This window comes from Pseudomonas sp. P8_241, assembly GCF_034008315.1.
In the GTDB taxonomy this organism is placed as follows: domain Bacteria; phylum Pseudomonadota; class Gammaproteobacteria; order Pseudomonadales; family Pseudomonadaceae; genus Aquipseudomonas.
The window spans coordinates 3,772,344-3,794,628 of sequence record NZ_CP125377.1 but is presented as its reverse complement, the minus strand read 5'-3'; the positions used below and the strand labels follow the sequence as shown (position 1 = coordinate 3,794,628).

The 22,285-nt window shown below is 60.0% G+C and carries 13 protein-coding genes; 9 read left to right on the top strand and 4 right to left on the bottom strand.

The genetic code is table 11. The features are described 5' to 3' along the window. Positions 1–50 precede the first annotated feature (50 nt). From QMK58_RS17010 to QMK58_RS16985, 6 genes are all read left to right on the top strand, one after another. Positions 51–1,367: an MdtA/MuxA family multidrug efflux RND transporter periplasmic adaptor subunit gene (locus tag QMK58_RS17010; protein WP_053158942.1), complete on the top strand. Its 1,317-nt coding sequence runs from the start codon at positions 51–53 to the stop codon at positions 1,365–1,367. Further along, positions 1,364–4,468, top strand: coding sequence for an MdtB/MuxB family multidrug efflux RND transporter permease subunit (locus QMK58_RS17005; protein ID WP_053158944.1), 3,105 nt, complete (start codon positions 1,364–1,366; stop codon positions 4,466–4,468). The genes QMK58_RS17010 and QMK58_RS17005 overlap by 4 nt, the downstream gene beginning before the upstream one ends. Continuing rightward, positions 4,465–7,572, top strand: coding sequence for an efflux RND transporter permease subunit (locus QMK58_RS17000; protein WP_320395095.1), 3,108 nt, complete (start codon positions 4,465–4,467; stop codon positions 7,570–7,572). Before QMK58_RS17005 ends, QMK58_RS17000 begins: the two co-directional genes overlap by 4 nt. Beyond that, positions 7,569–9,038, top strand: coding sequence for an efflux transporter outer membrane subunit (locus QMK58_RS16995; RefSeq protein ID WP_320395094.1), 1,470 nt, complete (start codon positions 7,569–7,571; stop codon positions 9,036–9,038). Before QMK58_RS17000 ends, QMK58_RS16995 begins: the two co-directional genes overlap by 4 nt. 297 nt (positions 9,039–9,335) lie before the next feature. Continuing rightward, positions 9,336–11,417, top strand: a complete 2,082-nt coding sequence (locus QMK58_RS16990; RefSeq protein ID WP_053158949.1) for a putative bifunctional diguanylate cyclase/phosphodiesterase — start codon at positions 9,336–9,338, stop codon at positions 11,415–11,417. 86 nt (positions 11,418–11,503) lie between these two features. Continuing rightward, positions 11,504–12,250, top strand: coding sequence for an SDR family oxidoreductase (locus QMK58_RS16985; protein WP_053158951.1), 747 nt, complete (start codon positions 11,504–11,506; stop codon positions 12,248–12,250). A gap of 106 nt (positions 12,251–12,356) precedes the next feature. On the opposite strand, the gene mapR is transcribed toward QMK58_RS16985, so the two are convergent. The 3 genes from mapR to QMK58_RS16970 form a co-directional block, all read right to left on the bottom strand. Beyond that, positions 12,357–13,766 (bottom strand): GntR family transcriptional regulator MpaR, encoded by a 1,410-nt coding sequence (gene mapR, locus QMK58_RS16980; RefSeq protein ID WP_053158953.1) that lies wholly within the window; start codon positions 13,764–13,766, stop codon positions 12,357–12,359. Between the two features lie 131 nt (positions 13,767–13,897). Beyond that, positions 13,898–15,313, bottom strand: a complete 1,416-nt coding sequence (gene ccoG, locus QMK58_RS16975; RefSeq protein WP_320395093.1) for a cytochrome c oxidase accessory protein CcoG — start codon at positions 15,311–15,313, stop codon at positions 13,898–13,900. Positions 15,314–15,497: 184 nt separating this feature from the next. Then, a complete protein-coding gene (locus QMK58_RS16970) occupies positions 15,498–15,731 on the bottom strand; it encodes a DUF3203 family protein (protein WP_053158957.1) in 234 nt (77 codons plus the stop codon). Between the two features lie 121 nt (positions 15,732–15,852). Between QMK58_RS16970 and QMK58_RS16965 the strand changes: the two genes are divergently transcribed. Then, a complete protein-coding gene (locus tag QMK58_RS16965) occupies positions 15,853–16,353 on the top strand; it encodes an MgtC/SapB family protein (RefSeq protein ID WP_320395092.1) in 501 nt (166 codons plus the stop codon). 100 nt (positions 16,354–16,453) lie between these two features. On the opposite strand, the gene QMK58_RS16960 is transcribed toward QMK58_RS16965, so the two are convergent. After that, the gene (locus QMK58_RS16960) at positions 16,454–16,615 is read right to left on the bottom strand and encodes a hypothetical protein (protein ID WP_172681823.1); all 162 of its coding nucleotides are present in this window, start codon (positions 16,613–16,615) and stop codon (positions 16,454–16,456) included. 204 nt (positions 16,616–16,819) lie between these two features. Here QMK58_RS16960 and QMK58_RS16955 point away from each other — a divergent pair, with 204 nt between their 5' ends. Together QMK58_RS16955 and treS are read left to right on the top strand one after the other, a co-directional pair. After that, complete coding sequence (locus tag QMK58_RS16955) at positions 16,820–18,814, top strand: alpha-1,4-glucan--maltose-1-phosphate maltosyltransferase (RefSeq protein ID WP_320395091.1); 1,995 nt, start codon at positions 16,820–16,822, stop codon at positions 18,812–18,814. A gap of 129 nt (positions 18,815–18,943) precedes the next feature. Next, on the top strand, positions 18,944–22,285 hold the full coding sequence (gene treS / locus QMK58_RS16950; RefSeq protein ID WP_320395090.1) for a maltose alpha-D-glucosyltransferase: 3,342 nt from the start codon (positions 18,944–18,946) through the stop codon (positions 22,283–22,285).

Below are 22,285 nucleotides of genomic sequence, written 5' to 3'. Positions count from 1 at the left end.
GCCGCCAGTGCTTATCGTTCAGCCTCATGTAAAACAAGCCCACGCGCCCAATGGTTGATCACTCAATGCAATCCTCCGCTTCCCGTAGTCCCCGTCGCTGGCTGTTTGGCCTGCTCGTCCTGTTGGTCATCGCCGCCCTGTGCTGGAAATTCTGGCCCGGCAGCGCTGCACCGAAAGAAGGCGCGGGGCAAAAAGCCGTGGCCGGGCACACTGGCCGGTCGGGTGGCATGCGGCCGGGGTTCGGTGGAGCGTCCGGGCCGGTGCCGGTACGCGTAGCCCCGGCGGTCAAGGGTGATTTTCCGCTGTACTACAAGGCGCTGGGCACCGTTACGGCGTTGAACACCATCAATGTGCGCAGCCGTGTTGGCGGTGAACTGATGAAGATCAATTTCGAAGAGGGGCAAATGGTCAAGGCTGGTGACCTGCTCGCCGAGATCGACCCGCGCCCATACCAGAACGCCCTGCTTCAGGCCGAAGGCACCTTGCTGCAGAATCAGGCACAACTGAAAAACGCCCAGGTCGATGTCGAGCGCTATCGCGGCCTGTACCGTGAAGACAGCATCGCCAAGCAAACCCTGGACACCGCCGAAGCGCTGGTCGGTCAATACATGGGCACGGTCAAGACCAATCAGGCGGCGGTCAATGACGCCAAACTCAATCTCGAATTCACCAGAATCCGCGCCCCCATTGCCGGACGCGTCGGCCTGCGCCAACTGGACGTAGGCAATCTGGTTGCGGCGAACGACACCACGGCACTGGCGATCATCACCCAGACCCAACCGATCAGCGTGGCGTTCACGCTGCCGGAAAACAGCCTCGAAACCGTGCTCGCCCGTTATCGCAGTGGTGCCAAATTGCCCGCCGAAGCCTGGGATCGCGGCGACACCAAGCTGCAGGCCACCGGCGTATTGCAAAGTCTGGACAACCAGATCGACGTCACCACTGGCACCCTGAAATTCAAGGCGCGTTACGAGAACCGCGATCAGTCGCTGTTCCCCAATCAATTCGTCAATGTCCGCCTGCTGGCCGACACGCTCAAAGGCGTAATATTGGCGCCTTCCGCCGCGATTCAGTTCGGCACCAACGGCACGTTCGTCTATGCCCTGGACGGTGACAAGAAGGTCAAGATCCGTGAGTTGAAAATCGGTGCCAGCGACGGTCAGAACACCGTGGTCACCGAAGGACTGACAGCGGGTGATCGGGTGGTACTGGAGGGTACCGATCGTCTGAAGGACGGCAGTGACGTGGAAGTGGTCAACGACAGCCAGGACGTGCCCGCCACTCCCACCGAACACCTGCAAGGCAAGTCGGCCGCCAATGCGCCTGAACCTGCGACCACCGACAAGGCGAAAAAGGGCGGCGCATGAATCTCTCGCGGCTGTTCATCCTTCGCCCGGTAGCTACCACGCTGAGCATGCTGGCCATTATCCTGGCCGGCGTCATTGCCTACCGGCTGCTGCCAGTGTCGGCATTGCCCCAGGTCGATTACCCGACCATTCGCGTCATGACGCTCTATCCCGGCGCCAGCCCGGATGTCATGACCAGCGCCGTGACCGCGCCGCTGGAGCGGCAATTCGGGCAGATGCCCGGCCTGACGCAAATGGCCTCCACCAGTTCCGGCGGCGCGTCGGTGCTGACCCTGCGTTTCAGCCTCGACATCAACATGGACGTGGCCGAGCAGCAAGTGCAGGCGGCGATCAACGCTGCCACCAACCTGTTGCCCAAAGACCTGCCGGCGCCACCGGTGTACAACAAGGTCAATCCGGCCGATACGCCGGTGCTGACCCTGGCGATCACCTCAAAGACCATGCTGTTGCCCAAGCTCAATGATCTGGTCGATACGCGCATGGCGCAAAAAATCGCCCAGATCAGCGGCGTAGGCATGGTCAGCATTGCCGGCGGTCAACGTCAGGCGGTGCGGATCAAGGTCAACCCTGAGGCGTTGGCCGCCAATGGCTTGAACCTGTCGGACGTGCGCACCCTGATCGGCGCGTCCAACGTCAACCAGCCCAAAGGCAACTTCGACGGCCCGACCCGGGTGTCGATGCTCGATGCGAACGACCAACTGACGTCGCCCAAGGACTACGCCAACCTGATCCTGGCTTACGCCAACGGTGCGCCATTGCGCCTCAAGGACGTGGCGGAAATCGTCGACGGCGCCGAAAACGAGCGGCTGGCCGCGTGGGCCAATGAAAACCAGGCCGTGTTGCTGAACATCCAGCGCCAGCCGGGCGCCAACGTTATCGAAGTGGTCGACCGGATCAAGGCACTGCTGCCGAGCATCACCGACAACCTGCCGGCCGGTCTCGACGTGGTGGTACTGACCGACCGCACCCAGACTATCCGCGCATCGGTCAAGGACGTGCAGCATGAGTTGTTGATCGCAATCGCCCTGGTGGTCATGGTCACCTTCCTGTTCCTGCGTCGGGCCAGCGCCACGATCATTCCGTCGGTAGCCGTGCCGCTGTCGTTGATCGGCACGTTCGGCGTGATGTACCTGGCGGGGTTTTCGGTCAATAACCTGACCCTGATGGCGCTGACCATCGCCACCGGTTTTGTGGTGGACGACGCAATCGTCATGCTGGAGAACATATCCCGGTACATCGAAGAAGGCGACAGCCCGCTGAATGCTGCGCTCAAGGGCGCCAAACAGATCGGCTTCACCCTGATCTCTTTGACGCTATCGCTAATCGCCGTACTGATCCCGCTGCTGTTCATGGCCGATGTGGTAGGGCGGTTGTTCCGTGAGTTTGCGATCACCCTGGCGGTGGCAATCCTGATTTCCCTGGTCGTTTCCCTGACCCTGACCCCGATGATGTGCGCGCGCTTGCTCAAGCGCGAGCCCAAGGAAGAAGAGCAGGGCCGTTTCTACCGCGCCAGCGGTGCGTTCATCGACTGGATGATCGCTGCCTACGGGCGCAAGTTGCAGTGGGTGCTCAAGCATCAGCCGCTGACCTTGCTGGTGGCTATCGGCACGCTGGCACTGACGGTGGTCCTGTACATGGTCGTGCCCAAGGGCTTCTTTCCGGTGCAGGACACCGGGGTGATCCAGGGCATTTCCGAGGCGCCGCAATCGATTTCCTTCGCGGCGATGAGCGAGCGTCAACAGGAGTTGGCCAAGGTGATTCTGGCGGATCCGGCCGTCGAGAGTCTGTCGTCCTATATCGGCGTGGATGGCGACAATTCGACGCTCAACAGCGGACGTTTGCTGATCAACCTCAAGTCGCACAGCAACCGCGATCTGACTGCGCCAGAAGTGATTGCCCGCCTGCAACCGGAAGTGGACAAACTGGTGGGCATTCGCCTGTTCATGCAGCCGGTGCAGGACCTGACCATCGAGGACCGCGTCAGCCGTACGCAGTACCAGTTCAGTATGTCCTCGCCCGATTCAGAGCTGTTGAGCCTGTGGAGCGGGCGGCTGGTCGAGGCGCTGGCGGATCGTCCGGAGCTGACCGACGTTGCCAGCGACTTGCAGGACAAAGGCTTGCAGGTCTATCTGGTGATCGATCGCGATGCGGCGTCGCGGGTCGGGGTGTCGGTGTCGAACATTACCGATGCGTTGTACGACGCCTTCGGTCAGCGCCAGATTTCCACGATCTACACCCAGGCCAGCCAGTATCGCGTGGTGCTGCAATCGCAGTCCGGCGAAAAAATCGGCCCGGATGCGCTAAACCAGATTCACGTGAAAACCACCGATGGCGGGCAGGTGCGGCTGTCCAGCCTGGCGCGCATTGAAGAGCGGCAGGCGCAACTGGCGATCACCCACATCGGCCAGTTCCCGGCGGTGATGATGTCCTTCAACCTCGCGCCCGGCGTGGCGCTGGGGCATGCGGTGGAGATTATCGAGCAAGTGCAGAAGGACATTGGCATGCCAATTGGCGTGCAGACCCAGTTCCAGGGCGCCGCGGAGGCGTTCCAGGCGTCGCTGTCGAGCACCTTGCTGCTGATTCTGGCGGCGGTGGTGACCATGTACATCGTGCTCGGCGTGCTGTACGAGAGCTACATCCACCCGATCACCATTCTCTCGACCCTGCCGTCGGCGGCGGTCGGAGCACTGCTGGCGTTGATCCTCAGCGGCAATGACCTGGGCATGATTGCGATCATCGGCATCATTTTGCTGATCGGCATCGTGAAGAAGAACGCGATCATGATGATCGACTTCGCTCTGGACGCCGAGCGCAATCAGGGCATGGACCCGCAAACGGCGATCTATCAGGCAGCGTTGTTGCGTTTTCGGCCGATTCTGATGACCACTCTGGCGGCGTTGTTTGGGGCTGTACCGTTGATGCTGGCTACCGGTTCCGGGGCAGAACTGCGCCAGCCATTGGGTCTGGTGATGGTGGGTGGCCTGTTGCTGAGCCAGATTCTGACGTTGTTTACGACGCCTGTGATCTATCTGTATTTCGACCGGCTCGGTCGCCGTTGGGGTCGCAAACCTGAGTCCGTGGAAGTGGTTGAGCAGCCATGAACCTGTCCGGACCTTTCATCAAACGCCCGGTTGCGACCCTGTTGTTGAGCCTGGCAATCATGCTGCTGGGCGGGGTGAGCTTCGGCCTGTTGCCGGTGTCGCCGCTGCCGCAAATGGACTTCCCGGTGATCGTGGTGCAGGCCAGTCTGCCCGGCGCCAGCCCCGAGGTCATGGCGTCGACCGTGGCCACGCCGCTGGAACGCTCCTTCGGCACTATTGCCGGGGTCAACACCATGAGCAGTCGTTCCAGCCAGGGGTCGACCCGGGTGATCCTGCAATTTGACCTGGACCGCGACATCAATGGCGCTGCGCGGGAAGTGCAGGCGGCGATCAATGCCTCGCGCAACCTGCTGCCCAGCGGGATGCGCAGCATGCCGACCTACAAGAAGGTCAACCCGTCCCAGGCGCCGATCATGGTGCTGTCACTGACGTCGGACGTGCTGGAGAAAGGCCAGCTCTACGATTTGGCCTCGACCATCCTGTCCCAGAGTCTGTCGCAAGTGCAGGGCGTGGGTGAAGTGCAGATCGGCGGCAGCTCCTTGCCGGCGGTGCGCATCGAGCTCGAACCCCAGGCGCTGAACCAATACGGCGTGGCGCTGGACGACGTGCGCAACACCATCGCCAATGCCAACGTGCGCCGGCCCAAGGGCTCGGTGGAGGACGGCCAGCGTTTATGGCAGGTGCAGGCCAACGATCAGCTGGAAAAGGCCAAGGACTACGAGTCGCTGATCATCCATTACGCCGACGGCGCGGCCCTGCGCCTGAAGGACGTGGCCAAGGTCAGCGACGGTGTCGAGGACCGCTACAACAGCGGTTTCTTCAACGATGACGCAGCGGTTCTGCTGGTGATCAACCGTCAGGCCGGTGCCAACATCATCGAGACGGTCAACGAGATCAAGGCGCAGTTACCGGCGTTGCAGGCCGTGCTGCCAGCCAGCGTCAAACTCAATCTGGCGATGGACCGTTCGCCGGTGATCAAGGCCACGTTGCATGAAGCGGAAATGACACTGCTGATCGCCGTGGCTCTGGTGATCCTGGTGGTGTTCCTGTTTCTCGGTAATTTGCGTGCCTCGCTGATCCCGACGCTGGCGGTGCCGGTGTCGCTGGTCGGCACCTTTGCCGTGATGTACCTCTACGGTTTCTCGCTGAACAACCTGTCGCTGATGGCGCTGATCCTCGCCACCGGCCTGGTGGTGGACGATGCCATTGTGGTGCTGGAGAACATTTCCCGGCACATCGACGAAGGCGTGCGACCGATGAAAGCGGCGTACCTTGGTGCCCAGGAAGTCGGTTTCACGTTGCTGTCGATGAACGTCTCCCTGGTGGCGGTGTTCCTCTCGATCCTGTTCATGGGCGGGATCATTGAAAGCCTGTTCCGCGAGTTTTCCATCACCTTGGCGGCGTCGATCGTGGTGTCGCTGATCGTTTCGCTGACTTTGACGCCGATGCTCTGTGCTCGCTGGCTAAAGCCGCACACACCGGGGCAGGAAAACCGCCTGCAACGCTGGAGCCAGCGGGCCAACGAGTGGATGGTTGGCAAATATGCCACCAGCCTGGACTGGGTGTTGCGTCATCGACGCCTCACCTTGCTCAGCCTATTTGTGACAATTGGCGTTAACATTGCGCTGTATATCGTTGTTCCTAAAACATTTCTTCCGCAGCAGGACACGGGCCAGTTGATCGGTTTCGTGCGTGGCGACGACGGTCTGTCGTTCAGCGTGATGCAGCCGAAAATGGAAACCTTCCGCCGCGCGGTGTTGAAGGATGAAGCGGTCGAAAGCGTTGCCGGTTTCATTGGCGGCAGCAACGGCACCAATAACGCCTTCATGCTGGTGCGCCTGAAACCGATCAAGGAACGCAGCATCTCCGCGCAAAAGGTCATTGAGCGCCTGCGCAAGGAAATGCCCAAGGTCCCGGGGGCGCAGTTGATGATGATGGCTGACCAGGACCTGCAATTTGGTGGCGGTCGTGAGCAGACTTCATCTCAGTATTCCTACATCTTGCAAAGCGGTGACCTTGGAGCGCTGCGCGAGTGGTATCCAAAGGTCGTCACGGCACTCAAGGCCTTGCCGGAGCTGACGGCGATTGATGCCCGAGAAGGTCGCGGGGCCCAGCAAGTGACGCTGATTGTCGATCGCGATCAGGCCAAGCGTCTGGGCGTCGACATGGACATGGTTACCTCGGTACTGAACAACGCCTACAGCCAGCGGCAGATTTCCACTATTTACGACAGCCTCAACCAGTACCAGGTGGTGATGGAGGTCAATCCGAAGTACGCCCAGGACCCGATCACCCTCAAGCAGGTTCAGGTGATCACCGCCGACGGTGCGCGGATCCCGTTATCGACCATCGCCCATTACGAAAACAGCCTGGAAGATGACCGGGTCAGCCACGAAGGCCAGTTCGCCTCGGAAAGCATTGCGTTCGACATGGCCGAAGGCGTGACCGTGGAGCAGGGCAGTGCCGCCATCGAGCGAGCCATTGCCAAGGTCGGTCTGCCGGAAGACGTGATCGCGAAGATGGCCGGCACCGCCGACGCTTTCGCCGCGACCCAGAAGAGCCAGCCGTGGATGATTCTCGGCGCGCTGGTGGCGGTCTATCTGGTGCTGGGCGTGCTGTACGAAAGCTACATCCACCCGCTGACCATCCTTTCGACCTTGCCTTCGGCCGGGGTCGGCGCGTTGCTGTCGATCTATGTGCTGGGAGGGGAGTTCAGCCTGATTTCCCTGCTCGGGCTGTTCCTGCTGATTGGCGTGGTGAAGAAAAACGCGATTCTGATGATCGACCTGGCGCTGCAACTTGAACGACATCAGGGGCTTGCGCCGCTGGAGTCGATTCGCAGCGCTTGCCTGCAACGGTTGCGGCCTATCCTCATGACCACGCTGGCGGCGATCCTTGGCGCCTTGCCGTTGCTGTTGAGCCGCGCCGAAGGAGCCGAAATGCGTCAGCCGCTGGGTCTGACCATCATCGGCGGGCTGATTTTCAGTCAGGTGCTGACCCTTTACACCACCCCGGTGGTTTACCTCTATCTCGACAAACTGCGCCATCGCTTCAACCACTGGCGTGGGGTGCGAACCGATGCCGCTCTGGAAACTCCGCTATGACTGACCGTTCGCTTATCAACCTGGCCACTGTTCGGGGCTCGCGCCTGTTGAGCCTGTCACTGTGCATGGTCCTGCTCAGTGCCTGCGCCATCGGCCCGGATTACCAGCGTCCGCAAGCCGCCGACCCGGTTCAGTACAAAGCCGCCGAGGGCTGGACTCAGGCCAATCCGAGTGACGCGCTCATTCGCGGCGCATGGTGGGAGTTGTATGGAGATCGCCAGCTCAACGAGCTGGTTGAGAGGCTCAACAGCGCCAACCAGACCGTGGCCCAGTCCGAGGCCCAGTTCCGCCAGGCCCAGGCGCTGGTGCGCAGTGCCCGCGGGGCTTTTTTTCCGACGGTCGACCTGTCGCTCGGGAAGAACCGCTCCAGCCAGGGCACCGGCAGCAGCAGTTCCAGCCTGACCAGTTCTTCCAGCGGTATTCGTGACACCTACACCGCACAGGCTGGTGTGAGTTGGGAGGCGGATGTCTGGGGTAAATTGCGTCGTGGCCTGGAAGCCGACACCGCCAATGCCGAGGCGAGTTTCGCTGACCTGGCAGCCATGCGTCTGAGCCAGCAGTCGGAACTGGTGCAGAACTATCTGCAATTGCGTGTGATCGACGAGCAGAAACGCCTGCTCGAAGCCACCGTCGAGGCTTATCAGCGCTCGCTGAAAATGACCGGAAACCAGTATCGCGCCGGGGTTTCCGGCAAGGACGCGGTGGCTCAGGCGCAAACACAGCTCAAGGGCACCGAGGCCGATCTGGTCGACCTGATCTGGCAGCGCGCCCAGTTTGAAAACGCCATTGCGGTACTGATCGGCTTGCCGCCCGCCGAGTTTTCCCTGGCAGAAACCCAAGGTATTCCCCAATTGCCGCAAGTGCCGCTGAATCTGCCTTCGCAGCTGCTGGAACGGCGCCCGGATATCGCTTCGGCCGAACGTTCAGTCATCGCCGCCAATGCCAACATCGGTGTGGCGAAGGCCGCTTACTATCCGGACTTTACGTTGAGCATGAACGGCGGCTATAGCAGCAGCACCTCCAAGGACTTGTTCAGTCTGCCCAACCGTTTCTGGTCGGTCGGCCCGCAACTGGCAATGACCTTGTTCGACGGCGGCCAGCGCTCGGCGGAAGTCGACCGCAGTGAAGCGGCCTATGACGAGACCGTGGCCAAGTATCGCCAGACCGTGCTCGACGGTTTCCGTGAAGTGGAAAACTACCTGGTGCAACTCAAGGTGCTGCAGGACGAAGCTGTCGTACGTCAGCAGGCGCTGGATGCGGCCCGTGAATCGCTACGTTTGACCCAGAACCAGTACAAGGCCGGTTTGATTGCCTACCTTGATGTCGTGGTGACTCAGGCGTCGGCGTTGAGCAATGAGCGCAGCACCCTCGATCTGCAGCAAAGCCGCCTGATCGCCAGTGTGCAGTTGATTGCGGCGCTGGGTGGCGGCTGGGACGGGCAGCTTGATGTAAGCGACACCAAGTAACAAAACTGGGTGAGGCTGCTTGGCTGTGGCGAGGGGGCTTGCCCCCGTTGGGTCGCGCAGCGGCCCTGAATCCAGCTCTGCAATCACCTGATTTGCGACCGCTTCGCGCTCGAACGGGGGCAAGCCCCCTCGCCACAAAGGTGTCTGGCTCGGTAACTCCAGCAGTAAAACAAGCGTTTCATCGGACTAATGGCCTTTTGCTAACTTTGTGAGTGCGTTCCCTTTTGGAATCAGTACAATCGCGCTATTTCACCCCCGAGAAAGGATGCAATACGGCGGTGATTTCGAGAAGTCTCCATGCTCATCGGTAGCTATTCCCCTACGCTGGTCATCATTTCGCTCTGCGTAGCGATTCTCGCATCCTATACCGCACTGGACCTCACCGGCCGTATTGCAACCGCCAAGGGGCGGGCTGTGCATTTATGGACGGCCGGGGGCGCCATTGCCATGGGTGTCGGCGTATGGTCGATGCACTTTATCGGGATGCTCGCATTCAAGTTGCCGATTGATCTGGGCTACGACATCGCGCTCACGTCACTGTCTTTACTGATTGGTGTGCTCTCCAGCGGATTCGCCCTGTGGCTGGTCAGTCAGCCGAAATTGCCGGCGTGGCAATTGGGTTTCGGCGCGCTGGTCATGGGCGCCGGCATCAGTGCGATGCACTACACCGGCATGGCGGCCATGCGCATGCAGCCCGGGATCGATTACGACCCGACACTGTTCAGCGCCTCGTTGCTGATTGCCGTCGGCGCCTCGGGGGCCGCGTTGTGGATAGCGTTCCACCTGCGTCAGCACACGCCTCATGTGCGATTGATCCGTGGCGGTGCTGCCGTGATCATGGGCATCGCCATTGTCGGCATGCACTACACCGGCATGGCCGCCGCGCGTTTTGCCGATGGCAGTTTTTGCGGTGCGGCCGCCTCTGGTTTGAATGGCAATGGCCTGGATAACCTCGTGCTGATCACCACGCTGGCGGTGCTGAGCATTGCCTTGCTGACGTCGATCCTCGATGCACGCCTGGAGGCCCGTACCGCCAGCCTGGCCCTGTCGCTGACCGAAGCCAATCGTGAACTGACGCAACTGGCTCTGCATGACACGCTGACCGGGTTGCCGAACCGGATGCTGCTCGCCGACCGTATTGACCAGGCCATGTCGAGGGTGCAGGAAGAGGGCGGGTGCTTTGCCCTGATGTTCATTGATCTGGACGGGTTCAAACCGGTCAACGATGCCTTCGGACACCACATGGGCGATTTGCTGTTGCGTGAGGTGGCGGCGCGCCTGCGAGAAGACTTGCGCAATCAGGACACCCTGGCACGGATCGGTGGTGATGAGTTCGTGCTGCTGGTGCAGTTGAACGAGCAGAATGACGCCTTGAGTCTCGCTTCCCGTCAGGTCGGGCTGATCGCGCGCTCCTTCCGTGTCACCGAGCATGATCTGCAAATCTCCGCCAGTGTTGGCATCGCGCTCTTTCCGGGCAACGGCCAAACCGCCCAAGAGTTGCTGATGAACGCCGATGCGGCGATGTATCACGCCAAAGGAGCGGGTAAAAACGGCTACAGCTTCTTCGATGCTTCGATGAACAGTAACGCCCGCAAACAACTGCAATTGCTGCAAGACCTGCGCAATGCCCTGGAACATCAGGAGTTCAGCCTGTATTACCAGCCCAAGTTCGATGCCGCCAACGGCCGGCCAATCGGTGCCGAAGCGTTGCTGCGCTGGCAACACCCGACACAGGGGATGCTGTTGCCGGACAAGTTCATCGAACTGGCGGAAAAAACCGGACTGATCATTCCCATTGGCGAGTGGGTACTCAATGAGGCCTGCCGGCAGATGCGAGAGTGGTACGTGTTGGGGTACACCGACTGGCGCATCGCGGTGAATCTTTCGGCCATCCAGTTTTGTCATGCGGGCCTGGTGAGGAGCGTGGCCAAAGCGCTGGCCACCCATCGTTTGCCGGCCAACAGCCTGACCCTGGAAATCACCGAAACCACCGCGATGAGCGACGCCGATGCCAGTATGACCGTGCTGCAGGAACTGTCGGACATGGGGGTAGACCTGTCCATCGATGATTTCGGCACCGGTTACTCCAGCTTGATGTACCTCAAACGCCTGCCGGCCAATGAACTGAAGATTGACCGCGGTTTTGTTCGCGATCTGGAACGCGACAGCGATGACGCCGCCATCGTTTCGGCGATCGTCGCCCTCGGTCAGGCCCTGGGGTTACGCATCGTCGCCGAAGGCGTTGAAACCGGTGTGCAGCAAGACTTCCTCACGCGACTGGGGTGTGACTCGCTGCAGGGCTATTTGCTCGGTCACCCGCTGCCGGCCGAGCGCTTCATGATCGAAATCCAGCGTGGGGAGCAGGTTGTAGCGAGTTGAGTGTTGATGTGAGTCCATGCAAAACCCGTGAATCACGGTTATTCTTGCCCTCGACTGCTTACGCTTGGATTGGGGGGAAAGCTCGCATGGATAAAGTCATCGTCATCACCGGCGGCAGCCGCGGCATCGGTGCTGCCACCGCTCTTTTGGCTGCCGCGCAGGGCTATCGGGTCTGCATCAACTATCTGGCCGACGAGCAGGCTGCTCAAGGCGTGCTCGAGCAGGTCCGCGCCCTCGGCGCGCAAGCCATCGCGGTGCGCGCAGATGTCAGCATTGAAGACGAAGTCATCGCGTTGTTTAACCGGGTGGACGCCGAACTGGGGCGGGTCACCGCACTGGTGAACAACGCCGGCACTGTAGGGCAAAAGTCCCGGGTCGATGAAATGTCTGAGTTCCGCATCCTCAAGATCCTCAAGACCAACGTCCTGGCGCCTGTGCTGTGCGCCAAGCACGCGATCTTGCGCATGTCGCCCAAGCACGGCGGGCAGGGCGGCAGCATCGTCAACGTGTCATCGGTGGCGGCGCGCCTGGGGGCACCCAACGAGTACGTTGACTACGCCGCCTCAAAAGGCGCGCTGGATACGTTCACCGTCGGCCTTTCCAAAGAAGTGGCCGGCGAAGGCATCCGTGTCAACGCGGTTCGCCCAGGCTACATCTACACCGATTTCCATGCCCTGAGCGGTGATCCGGATCGGGTCAGCAAGCTTGAATCCGCCATCCCCATGGCGCGGGGCGGACGACCGGATGAAGTGGCGGAAGCGATTGTCTGGCTGCTGTCGGACAAGGCTTCCTATGCGACGGGGACGTTTGTTGATTTGGGGGGTGGGCGCTAAGCCCCGGGATTGGTGTTGTCAGTGCCGGCCTCATCGCGAGCATGCTCGCTCCTACAGTGGATTTGTGGTGTTCACAGATACCCCTGCAGGAGCGAACTTGTTTTTATCAGAACGACCGCACAATCCGCCCCAACGTCTCCATCGCCTTCTCCGAATCCTCAGTCCACGGACTGCCGTAATTCAGCCGAATACAGTTTCTGAAGCGCTGCGTCGGTGAAAAGATCGGCCCCGGTGCAATGCTGATGCCTTGCGCCAGCGCCATCTGAAACAACTTCAACGAATCCATTTGCTCCGGCAACTCCAGCCACAGAAAGTAGCCGCCAGCCGGCTGACTGACCCGAGTCTGTGCCGGGAAATACCGGGCGATGGCGGCGAGCATCGCGCTTTGCTGGTCCTCCAGCGCGTGACGCAGTTTGCGCAGATGGCGGTCATACCCGCCGTGTTGCAGGTAATCGGCAATGGCCGCCTGGGCCGGCATCGACGCACACAGCGAGGTCATGAGTTTCAACCGTTCGATTTTCTGCGCATAGCGCCCGGCGGCGACCCATCCGATGCGGTATCCGGGGGCGAGGCTTTTGGCGAATGAGCCGCAGTGCATCACCAGGCCTTCGGTATCAAAGGCCTTGGCCGGTTTCGGTGCTTGCTGGCCGTAATACAACTCGGCGTAGACATCGTCTTCGATCAGCGGCACTTCATGACGGCGCAGCAATTCGACCAGTTCCTGCTTCTTCGCCTCGGGCATGGTCGCGCCCATGGGATTCTGAAAGCTGGTCATGCACCAGCAGACCTTGATCGGGTGTCGCTCCAGGGTTTGCGCGAGCACACCGAGGTCGATACCGTCGCGCGGGTGCACGGGGATTTCCACAGCCTTGAGTTTCAGGCGTTCGAGTACTTGCAGACAGGCGTAGAACGCTGGGGCTTCGATGGCTACCAGATCGCCCGGCTCTGTGACTGCTTGCAGGCACAGGTTCAATGCCTCAAGGGCGCCGTTGGTGATCAGCAGTTCTTCCATCGGCAACATCAGACCGCCAACCATGTAGCGCAGGGCGATTTGTCGGCGCAATTGTGGATTGCCCGGCGACATGTCAGTGACGACCATGCGCGGGTCCATCTCACGGGTGGCGCTGGCCAGGGAGCGGGACAAGCGTTGCAGGGGGAACAGGGTCGGACTGGGGAACGCAGAGCCGAACGGCACGGTGTTCGGGTCCTTGATCGAGTCGAGTACCGAGAACACCAGTTCACTGACATCGACCTCGGTGGATTCGTTTACCTCGCTGCTGATTACCGGTTCGCAGAACTGACTCGGGGTATGGGTGTTGACGAAGTAGCCAGAGCGCGGGCGGGCGCGAATCAAACCGCGACGCTCCAGCAGATAATAGGCCTGGAACACCGTGGATGGGCTGACGCCGTAGGTCTGACTGGCATAACGCACCGACGGTACGCGGTGGCCGGGTCCCAGAACGCCGGAGCGGATCAGTTCAGCAATGTCGTCGGCGAATTTTTCGTAGCGTTTCATCGAAAGTCCGATAAGTGTGTTTCAGAAAAACCGGAAGTGACTTCATCGCGAGCAGGCTCGCTCCCACAAAGATTGCGCTGTTCTTGAGGGAGTGAGCCTGCTCGCACGTGGCAGCACCGCAGTTTAACGGCTCAACGATTCATCGGCGCAACAAACCGGCTCTTCGCCACGCTATAGATGCCTGGTTCATCGCTGTCTTGGACTTTGAACGCGATGTTCTGCGAACCGCTGGCCGCTCGTTCCGTAGTCATCGCCACCGACACGGGTACGTCGACAATCTCGCCAGGTGTCAGGCTCAGATCGGTCTTGCCCTGCAACTGGAAGCCGTCGCCATCCACCAGAGTCAGCCGGTAATCCTGGCGTTGCTGGGTCTTGTTGATCACCTTCAGGCTGTAGATGTTTTCGATCTGCCCCTGGCTGTTCTCGCGGAACAGGCCACGGTCTTTGCTGACGTCCAGCGACACCATCGGCCGCTCCACCAGCGCAACCACCAGCGCGGCGATCATCACCAGCAGCACCGCGGTGTAGCCGATCAGCCGTGGGCGCAGCAGGTGCGTCTTGCCACCCTGCAACTGATGCTCGGAGGTGTAGCTGATCAAGCCTTTGGCGTAACCCATTTTGTCCATGATCGAATCACAGGCGTCGATGCACGCAGCGCATCCGATGCACTCCATCTGCAAACCGTCGCGGATGTCGATGCCGGTCGGGCAGACCTGGACGCAGAGCTGACAGTCGATGCAATCACCCAGGCCGACTTCGGCGGGTTTGACCTCGCGTTTGCGCGGGCCTCGGTTTTCGCCCCGGGCCACGTCGTAGGAAATGGTCAGGGTGTCCTTGTCGAACATCACGCTCTGGAAGCGCGCATATGGGCACATGTGCATGCACACCGCTTCGCGCAGCCAGCCTGCATTGATGTAGGTCGCGCCGGTAAAAAACAGCACCCAGAACAGACTGACGCCGCTCATTTGCAACGTGAGCAGTTCCTCGGTCAGCGGCCGGATCGGCGTGAAGTAGCCGACAAAGGTCAGGCCGGTCAGCAGGCTGATCGCCAGCCACAATGTGTGCTTGGCCGAGCGGCGCATCAATTTGTTGAGGCCCCAGGGTGCCGCTTGCAGTTTGATCCGCTGGTTGCGCTCACCCTCGGTGATTTTCTCGCACCACATGAAAATCCAGGTCCAGGAACTCTGCGGGCAGGTGTAGCCACACCAGACACGACCTGCAAACACAGTGATAGCAAACAGACCGAACGCCGCGATGATCAACAGGGCCGATAACAGAATGAAATCCTGCGGCCAGAACGTGGCACCAAAAATGTGGAATTTGCTCTCGGACAGGTCCCAGAGTACGGCCTGGCGTCCACCCCAATTGAGCCATACAGTGCCGAAAAACAGTAAAAACAGAAGCCCCGTGCCGCTCAGGCGCAGGGTTCGGAACAGTCCGGTAAAGCTGCGGGTATGAATCAGAATGTCGCTGGATTTGGCCTTTATCTTCCTGCCGGGTAAAGGCTCGAATGTTTCAACGGTTCGGACGGGGATTCTTTCGCTCATGGTCTTTCGCTCATCAGCCTCCATCAGGCATGAGCACTATGAGCGGCAATCTGTTTGCATAACAGACTCAGGTAATTCAATAAAAAGCGGATCAGATCGTGTGTGAGCGCCTGCCTGCGGCAAGTTGAAGCACCTGCCGCACGCGCCTATGCAACTTGTTTGCGCCGGTATTGAGCCAGATCAGTCAAATCACCGAATCACTGTCCGTCGCTTTCAGGTGCCGACGACCGTCCACTGCGCCCGCTACGGTCAAGGCGTCCGCTTCCGCTTCGGTGATGTAGATGTGCTGACCATTGATGTCCACGGCCGACATGGCTTTTTCCGAGTCGGTGATGATGGTGACATCGGGACATAGTCGGATTTCTTCGCCATTTTCAGTGGTGAAAAAGCAGGTCTGGTTTTCAATGCGCACGGTCATGGTGGAGTCCTTTTTTCGGCGGAACCTATAGTCTCTGGCCGCAACCGCTGGTTATCGTTCTATGCAACCGATTAATGGTCGGTGCGGTCCACCATCCATGGCTCCTCACAAGGACATCACCATGAACGCCTGGTGGCATGAAGTCTGGGTAACGCTGCAAGCCGAGTTCGCCGATATCGGCGACGCGTCACAGTTGACACGGGTGACGGTGCGGTTGCTGATGGCCGCTTTATTGGGCGGGATTCTCGGTTTTGAACGCGAACACAAGGGCAAGGCTGCCGGTGTGCGCACCCACATGCTGGTGGCGATGGGGGCGGCACTGTTTGTGCTGGTGCCGCAGATGTCCGGTTCCCAGGCCGACGCCATGAGCCGGGTGGTGCAGGGGGTGATTGCCGGTATCGGTTTTCTCGGCGCCGGCACCATCCTGAAAAACCACGAGGGCGACGAAGGTCACGTCAAAGGCCTGACAACTGCGGCGGGCTTGTGGATGACCGCCGCCATCGGCGTCGCGGCCGGATTAGGGCGCGAAGCCACGGCGGTGCTCAGTACGTTGTTGGCATTGGGGGTGTTCAGCGTGATGCCGCGAATTGTGAAGCTGCTGGAGAAAGACCACACCCTGTAGGCGCTGCCGAAGGCTGCGATGTTTTGACTCTGACTGTTTAACTGTCTTGATATCAGGGGAAGCCCAGATCAACGGATCGCAGTCTTCGGTGCCTACAGTGTCAGGGTTTGACAATGACAGGTGGCATCGTTGTTGGCGGTTCTTCCCGTGGCGGGGTGGTGTCGGGTGGGTCTTGTTCGGGCACCGGTTGCGGCTCGCCTTCAGGGATGACCGGGCTGTCGATGTTCGGATCGGGGGTTTCTGCCGGGAATGGGTTGTTCATTGATCAAGCCTCCAGTGGCACATGGCGTGAGTCGTGCTTAAGTTGGTTGACCACGACGTGGCAGATTTGATTCCCCCCGATTGCGCTGAACTTTTCCCGGCGCCTGTCGCTCGGAACCTAAGTGAGTTCATTCCGGGGCAGGCGTTCCGGCGGGGATGTTGAACAAACACAAGCGCGTCCATGGGGCGTAAGGAGAGAGGCTCGATGACGGCTGAAAAACCGACTGAACTGAGCTACAACCCGAACATGCCGCTGTCGCAGGCACTGTTGCTGCCGCGAATTGTCATTGAAAGCGCCATGCCGACCCTTGAAGGTGGGCAGTTCGCCGTGAAGGCGGTGGAGGGGCAGGATGTTGTGGTAACGGCCAAGGTGTTCGCCGACGGACATGACAAGCTGGCGGTGCGGGTGCGCTGGTGTTGTGATGGTCAGGACCTGTGGCAGAGCGCGGTCATGGACGATCTGGGCAACAACGGTTGGCAGGGCCAGTTCCGCGTCGAAAGCCAGGGCCGCTACCGATTCTGTATCGAGGCCTGGATCGATCAGTTCGCCAGTTTCCGTTACGAGCTGGAAAAAAAGCATGCGGCTGCCGTGCCGGTCAGCCTGGAGTTGCAGGAAGGGCGCAATCAGGTCCAGCAAGCCGCTGAACGTAGCGAAGGCCAACTCAGCGAACAACTGGCGGCGTTGCATCACGAACTGTCGGGACTGCTCGAAACCGAGCAGGTTGCGCTGTTTCTGCACCAGCGTAGCGCCGACCTGATGGCCCAGGCCGATCATCGCGCCTATTTGAGCCTGAGCCCCGAATACCCGGTGGATGTCGAACGTGAATTGGCACAGTTCGCCAGTTGGTACGAATTGTTCCCGCGTTCGATCACCGATGATCCGTCTCGCCACGGCACCTTCAACGACGTGCATTCGCGGCTGGCGATGATTCAGGACATGGGTTTCGACGTGCTTTATTTTCCGCCGATCCATCCGATCGGCCGCAGCTATCGCAAAGGCCCAAACAATTCCCTTACCGCAGGTCCTGATGACCCGGGCAGTCCCTATGCCATTGGCAGCGAGGAGGGTGGTCACGAAGCGATTCACTCGCAGTTGGGCACTCGTGAGGATTTCCGCCGACTGGTGGCCGCGGCGGCGAGCCATGGCCTGGAAATCGCCCTCGACTTCGCCATCCAGTGTTCCCAGGATCACCCGTGGCTCAAGCAGCATCCCGGTTGGTTCAACTGGCGGCCCGACGGCACGATCAAATACGCGGAAAATCCGCCGAAGAAGTACCAGGACATTGTCAACGTCGACTTCTACGCCGCCGAAGCGATCCCGAGCCTGTGGATCGAGTTGCGCGACATTGTGGTGGGTTGGGTGGAGGAGGGGGTGAAGATCTTCCGCGTCGACAATCCGCACACCAAACCGTTGCCATTCTGGCAATGGCTGATCGCCGATGTGCGGGCGTTGTACCCCGAAGTGATCTTCCTCGCTGAGGCCTTCACCACCCCGGCAATGATGGCGCGGCTGGGCAAGGTCGGTTATTCCCAGAGCTACACCTATTTCACCTGGCGCAACACCAAGTCGGAGCTGGCGACCTACTTCACCGAACTTAATCAATCGCCCTGGCGGGAATGCTACCGGCCTAATTTTTTCGTCAACACGCCGGACATCAACCCGGCCTTCCTCCACGAGTCCGGCCGCTCCGGTTTTCTCATTCGTGCGGCGCTGGCGACCATGGGCTCGGGCCTGTGGGGCATGTATTGCGGTTTCGAACTGTGCGAATCAGCCCCGGTGCCGGGCAAAGAGGAATACCTGGACTCGGAAAAGTACGAAATCCGCCCCCGGGACTTCAACGCCCCGGGCAACATCATCGCCGAAATCGCCCAGCTCAACCGCATCCGCCGACAGAACCCGGCATTGCATACGCATTTGGGCCTGAAAATCTATAACGCCTGGAACGACAACATTCTGTACTTCGGCAAACGCAGCGCCGACGGCAGCAACTTCATTCTGGTCGCGGTCAGTCTTGACCCGCATAACGCTCAGGAAGCGAATTTCGAGTTGCCATTGTGGGAAATGGGCTTGCCGGATGACGCCAGCACCCAAGGCGAAGACTTGATGAACGGCCATCGCTGGACGTGGCACGGCAAATACCAATTCATGCGAATCGACCCGGCGTATCAGCCGTTCGGGATTTGGCGGATTACCGCGTAGGCGCTGCCGCAGGCTGCGATCTTTTGATCCTGGCATTCAATGGAAAGGCAAAAGATCGCAGCCTGCGGCAGCTCCTACAGAGACCTGGCACGTTTGCCAGGCGTGTAGAGAATTCAACAGGAGTTTCAAATGGCGAAGAAACCCAAAGCAGCCACCTTCATCAAGGACCCGCTCTGGTACAAGGATGCGGTGATCTACCAGGTACACGTAAAATCCTATTTCGACTCAAATAACGACGGGATCGGCGACTTTCCTGGCCTGATCGCCAAGCTCGACTACATTGCCGATCTGGGTGTCAATACCATCTGGCTGTTGCCGTTCTATCCATCGCCTCGCCGCGACGACGGGTATGACATCGCCGAGTATCGAGGTGTGCACAGCGACTACGGCACCATGGCCGACGCCAAGCGCTTCATCGCCGAGGCGCACAAACGTGGCCTGCGGGTGATTACCGAACTGGTCATCAACCACACCTCCGACCAGCACCCGTGGTTCCAGCGAGCGCGCAAGGCTAAAAAGGGCTCGGCGGCGCGAGACTTCTACGTCTGGTCCGATGACGATCAAAAGTACGACGGCACCCGCATCATCTTCCTCGACACCGAGAAGTCCAACTGGACCTGGGACCCGGTTGCCGGCCAGTACTTCTGGCACCGTTTCTACTCCCACCAACCTGACCTGAATTTTGACAACCCGCAGGTGATGAAAGCGGTACTGTCGGTTATGCGTTACTGGCTCGACATGGGCATTGACGGACTGCGCCTGGACGCCATTCCCTATCTGATCGAGCGCGATGGCACCAACAATGAAAACCTGCCGGAAACCCACGATGTCCTGAAAAAGATCCGTGCCGAAATCGACGCCAATTACCCCGACCGCATGTTGCTGGCCGAGGCCAATCAATGGCCCGAAGACACGCAGCTGTATTTCGGCGACACCGACAAGAAGGGTTTGAACGGCGACGAATGCCACATGGCTTTTCACTTCCCGCTGATGCCGCGCATGTACATGGCGCTGGCCCAGGAAGACCGCTTTCCGATCACCGACATCCTGCGCCAGACGCCGGATATTCCGGCCAACTGTCAGTGGGCGATTTTTTTGCGCAATCACGATGAGCTGACCCTGGAAATGGTCACCGACAAGGAGCGCGATTACCTGTGGAATTACTACGCGGCTGACCGTCGTGCGCGAATCAACCTGGGGATTCGCCGCCGTCTCGCGCCGTTGATGGAGCGCGATCGCCGCCGTGTGGAGCTACTCAACAGTCTGCTGCTGTCGATGCCCGGCACGCCGACCCTGTATTACGGCGACGAAATCGGCATGGGCGACAACATCTACCTCGGTGACCGCGACGGCGTGCGTACGCCGATGCAGTGGTCCATTGACCGAAACGGCGGTTTCTCCCGTGCCGACCCGGCGAGCCTGGTGTTGCCACCGATCATGGATCCGCAATACGGCTACCTGTCGGTCAACGTCGAAACCCAGGCCGGTGACCCGCATTCGCTGCTGAACTGGACCCGGCGCATGCTCGCCGTGCGCAAGCAATCCAAGGCGTTCGGGCGCGGGACATTGAAGATGCTGTCGCCGAGCAACCGGCGAATTCTGGCGTACACCCGCGAGTACACCGGACCGGACGGCAAATACGAAATCATTCTGTGCGTGGCCAACGTGTCGCGCAGTGCCCAGGCGGCAGAACTGGACCTGTCGGCCTACGTCGGCATGGTGCCGGTGGAGATGCTGGGCGGTAACGCATTCCCGCCCATCGGGCAGTTGAATTTCCTGCTGACGCTGGCGCCGTATGGGTTTTACTGGTTCGGCCTGGCGGCAGAAAACCAGATGCCGAGCTGGCATGTGGAACCTGCTCAAAGCCTGCCGGACTTCACTACGCTGGTGTTGAAAAAGCGCATGGAGGAACTGCTCGAAGCCCCGTCGCGCAATACGCTCGAACAGCAGATTCTGCCGAGCTGGCTGCAGAACCGTCGCTGGTTCGCCGGTAAGGACGCAGTCATCGAGCAGGTGAAACTCGCCTACGGCGTGCGTTTCGGCGATCCGCAACATCCGGTGTTGTTCAGTGAGATCGAAGTCACCAGCGGCGGCCAGACCAGTCGATATCAATTGCCGTTCGGCTACATTCCGGAGGAACAGGTCGGTGCAGCGCTGCCCCAGCAACTGGCCTTGTCGAGGGTTCGACGCGTGCGCCAGGTCGGCCTGATCACCGATGCCTTCAGCCTGGAAACCTTCGTCCACGCCGTGCTGCAAGGCATTCAGGCCGGTAAGGTGTTGCAGACGAGCGAGGGCGATATTCGCTTCGAGGCTACCGCCGAGCTGGAAAAACTCGGCCTGAACGCCGAGTCACCGGTGCGTTACCTGTCAGCCGAACAATCCAACAGTTCGGTGGTGATCGGCAGCAGCCTGGTATTGAAACTGATCCGCAAAGTCGCCTCCGGTGTGCATCCGGAGCTGGAGATGAGTGCTTATCTGACGGAGGCAGGCTTCCGGCATATTTCGCCACTGCTAGGCGCCGTGGTGCGTCGCGATGCCGCCGGTGAAGACAATCTGCTGATGATCGCCCAAGGTTATTTGAGCAATCAGGGTGACGCCTGGGAATGGACGCAGAACAACCTCGAACGGGCGTTGCGTGATGAACTGGCCGGCGCCATGTCCGAGCAGGAACAACATTACAACGCGCTCGGCGAACTGAAAGATTTCGCTGGCATGCTCGGTCAGCGATTGGGCGAAATGCACCAGGTGCTCGCCGCGCCGAGTACCCACGCCGATTTTGCACCGCAGGTCACCACAGCAAAAGACGCATTGGCTTCAACCAGGGATGTTGTGGCACAGATCGAGCATGCGTTGAAGTTGCTCAAGCAGCATCAACACGAATTGAACCCGGCGGATAGAACCCTGGTCAGCCGGTTACTTGATAATAAAAAGGCGATCCTCGGCCATGTTCAGGAGCTGGGTAAAAAGACCGCGGGTGGCTTGCGGATTCGGGTGCATGGCGACTTGCACCTGGGGCAGGTACTGGTGATCAAGGGCGACGCGTACCTGATCGATTTTGAAGGCGAACCGGCACGACCGCTGCATGAACGGCGGGGCAAACACAGCCCGTACAAAGATGTCAGCGGCGTTTTGCGCTCCTTCGACTACGCTGCCGCGATGGCGATCAATGTGCACAACGTCGACAACACCGCCGTGGCCGATGCGGCACGCGTGCGGGTAGCTGATCGCTATTTGAAAGAGGCACGGCAGTCATTTGTCGACGCTTATCGGCTGGCGGCTGCCGGTCTTGGCCATGCATGGCAAGATCCGGAAGGCGAAGATGCTGCGCTGGCGTTGTTCGGTCTGGAGAAGGCCGCGTATGAAGTGGCCTATGAGGCGGAAAATCGCCCCACGTGGTTGTCCGTGCCGTTGCACGGTTTATATGGATTATTGAGTGGGCTTAAACCCTTTTCCGATCTTGGTGGAGAGTAG

Coding starts and splice junctions, on each gene's coding strand:
- QMK58_RS17005 (WP_053158944.1), top strand. CDS start 1,364: ATGAATCTCTCGCGGCTGTTCATCCTTCGCCCGGTAGCTACCACGCTG.
- QMK58_RS16965 (WP_320395092.1), top strand. CDS start 15,853: ATGAACGCCTGGTGGCATGAAGTCTGGGTAACGCTGCAAGCCGAGTTC.
- QMK58_RS16970 (WP_053158957.1), bottom strand. CDS start 15,731: ATGACCGTGCGCATTGAAAACCAGACCTGCTTTTTCACCACTGAAAAT.
- QMK58_RS17010 (WP_053158942.1), top strand. CDS start 51: ATGGTTGATCACTCAATGCAATCCTCCGCTTCCCGTAGTCCCCGTCGC.
- mapR (WP_053158953.1), bottom strand. CDS start 13,766: ATGAAACGCTACGAAAAATTCGCCGACGACATTGCTGAACTGATCCGC.
- QMK58_RS16955 (WP_320395091.1), top strand. CDS start 16,820: ATGACGGCTGAAAAACCGACTGAACTGAGCTACAACCCGAACATGCCG.
- QMK58_RS16960 (WP_172681823.1), bottom strand. CDS start 16,615: ATGAACAACCCATTCCCGGCAGAAACCCCCGATCCGAACATCGACAGC.
- QMK58_RS16995 (WP_320395094.1), top strand. CDS start 7,569: ATGACTGACCGTTCGCTTATCAACCTGGCCACTGTTCGGGGCTCGCGC.
- QMK58_RS17000 (WP_320395095.1), top strand. CDS start 4,465: ATGAACCTGTCCGGACCTTTCATCAAACGCCCGGTTGCGACCCTGTTG.
- treS (WP_320395090.1), top strand. CDS start 18,944: ATGGCGAAGAAACCCAAAGCAGCCACCTTCATCAAGGACCCGCTCTGG.
- QMK58_RS16985 (WP_053158951.1), top strand. CDS start 11,504: ATGGATAAAGTCATCGTCATCACCGGCGGCAGCCGCGGCATCGGTGCT.
- ccoG (WP_320395093.1), bottom strand. CDS start 15,313: ATGAGCGAAAGAATCCCCGTCCGAACCGTTGAAACATTCGAGCCTTTA.
- QMK58_RS16990 (WP_053158949.1), top strand. CDS start 9,336: ATGCTCATCGGTAGCTATTCCCCTACGCTGGTCATCATTTCGCTCTGC.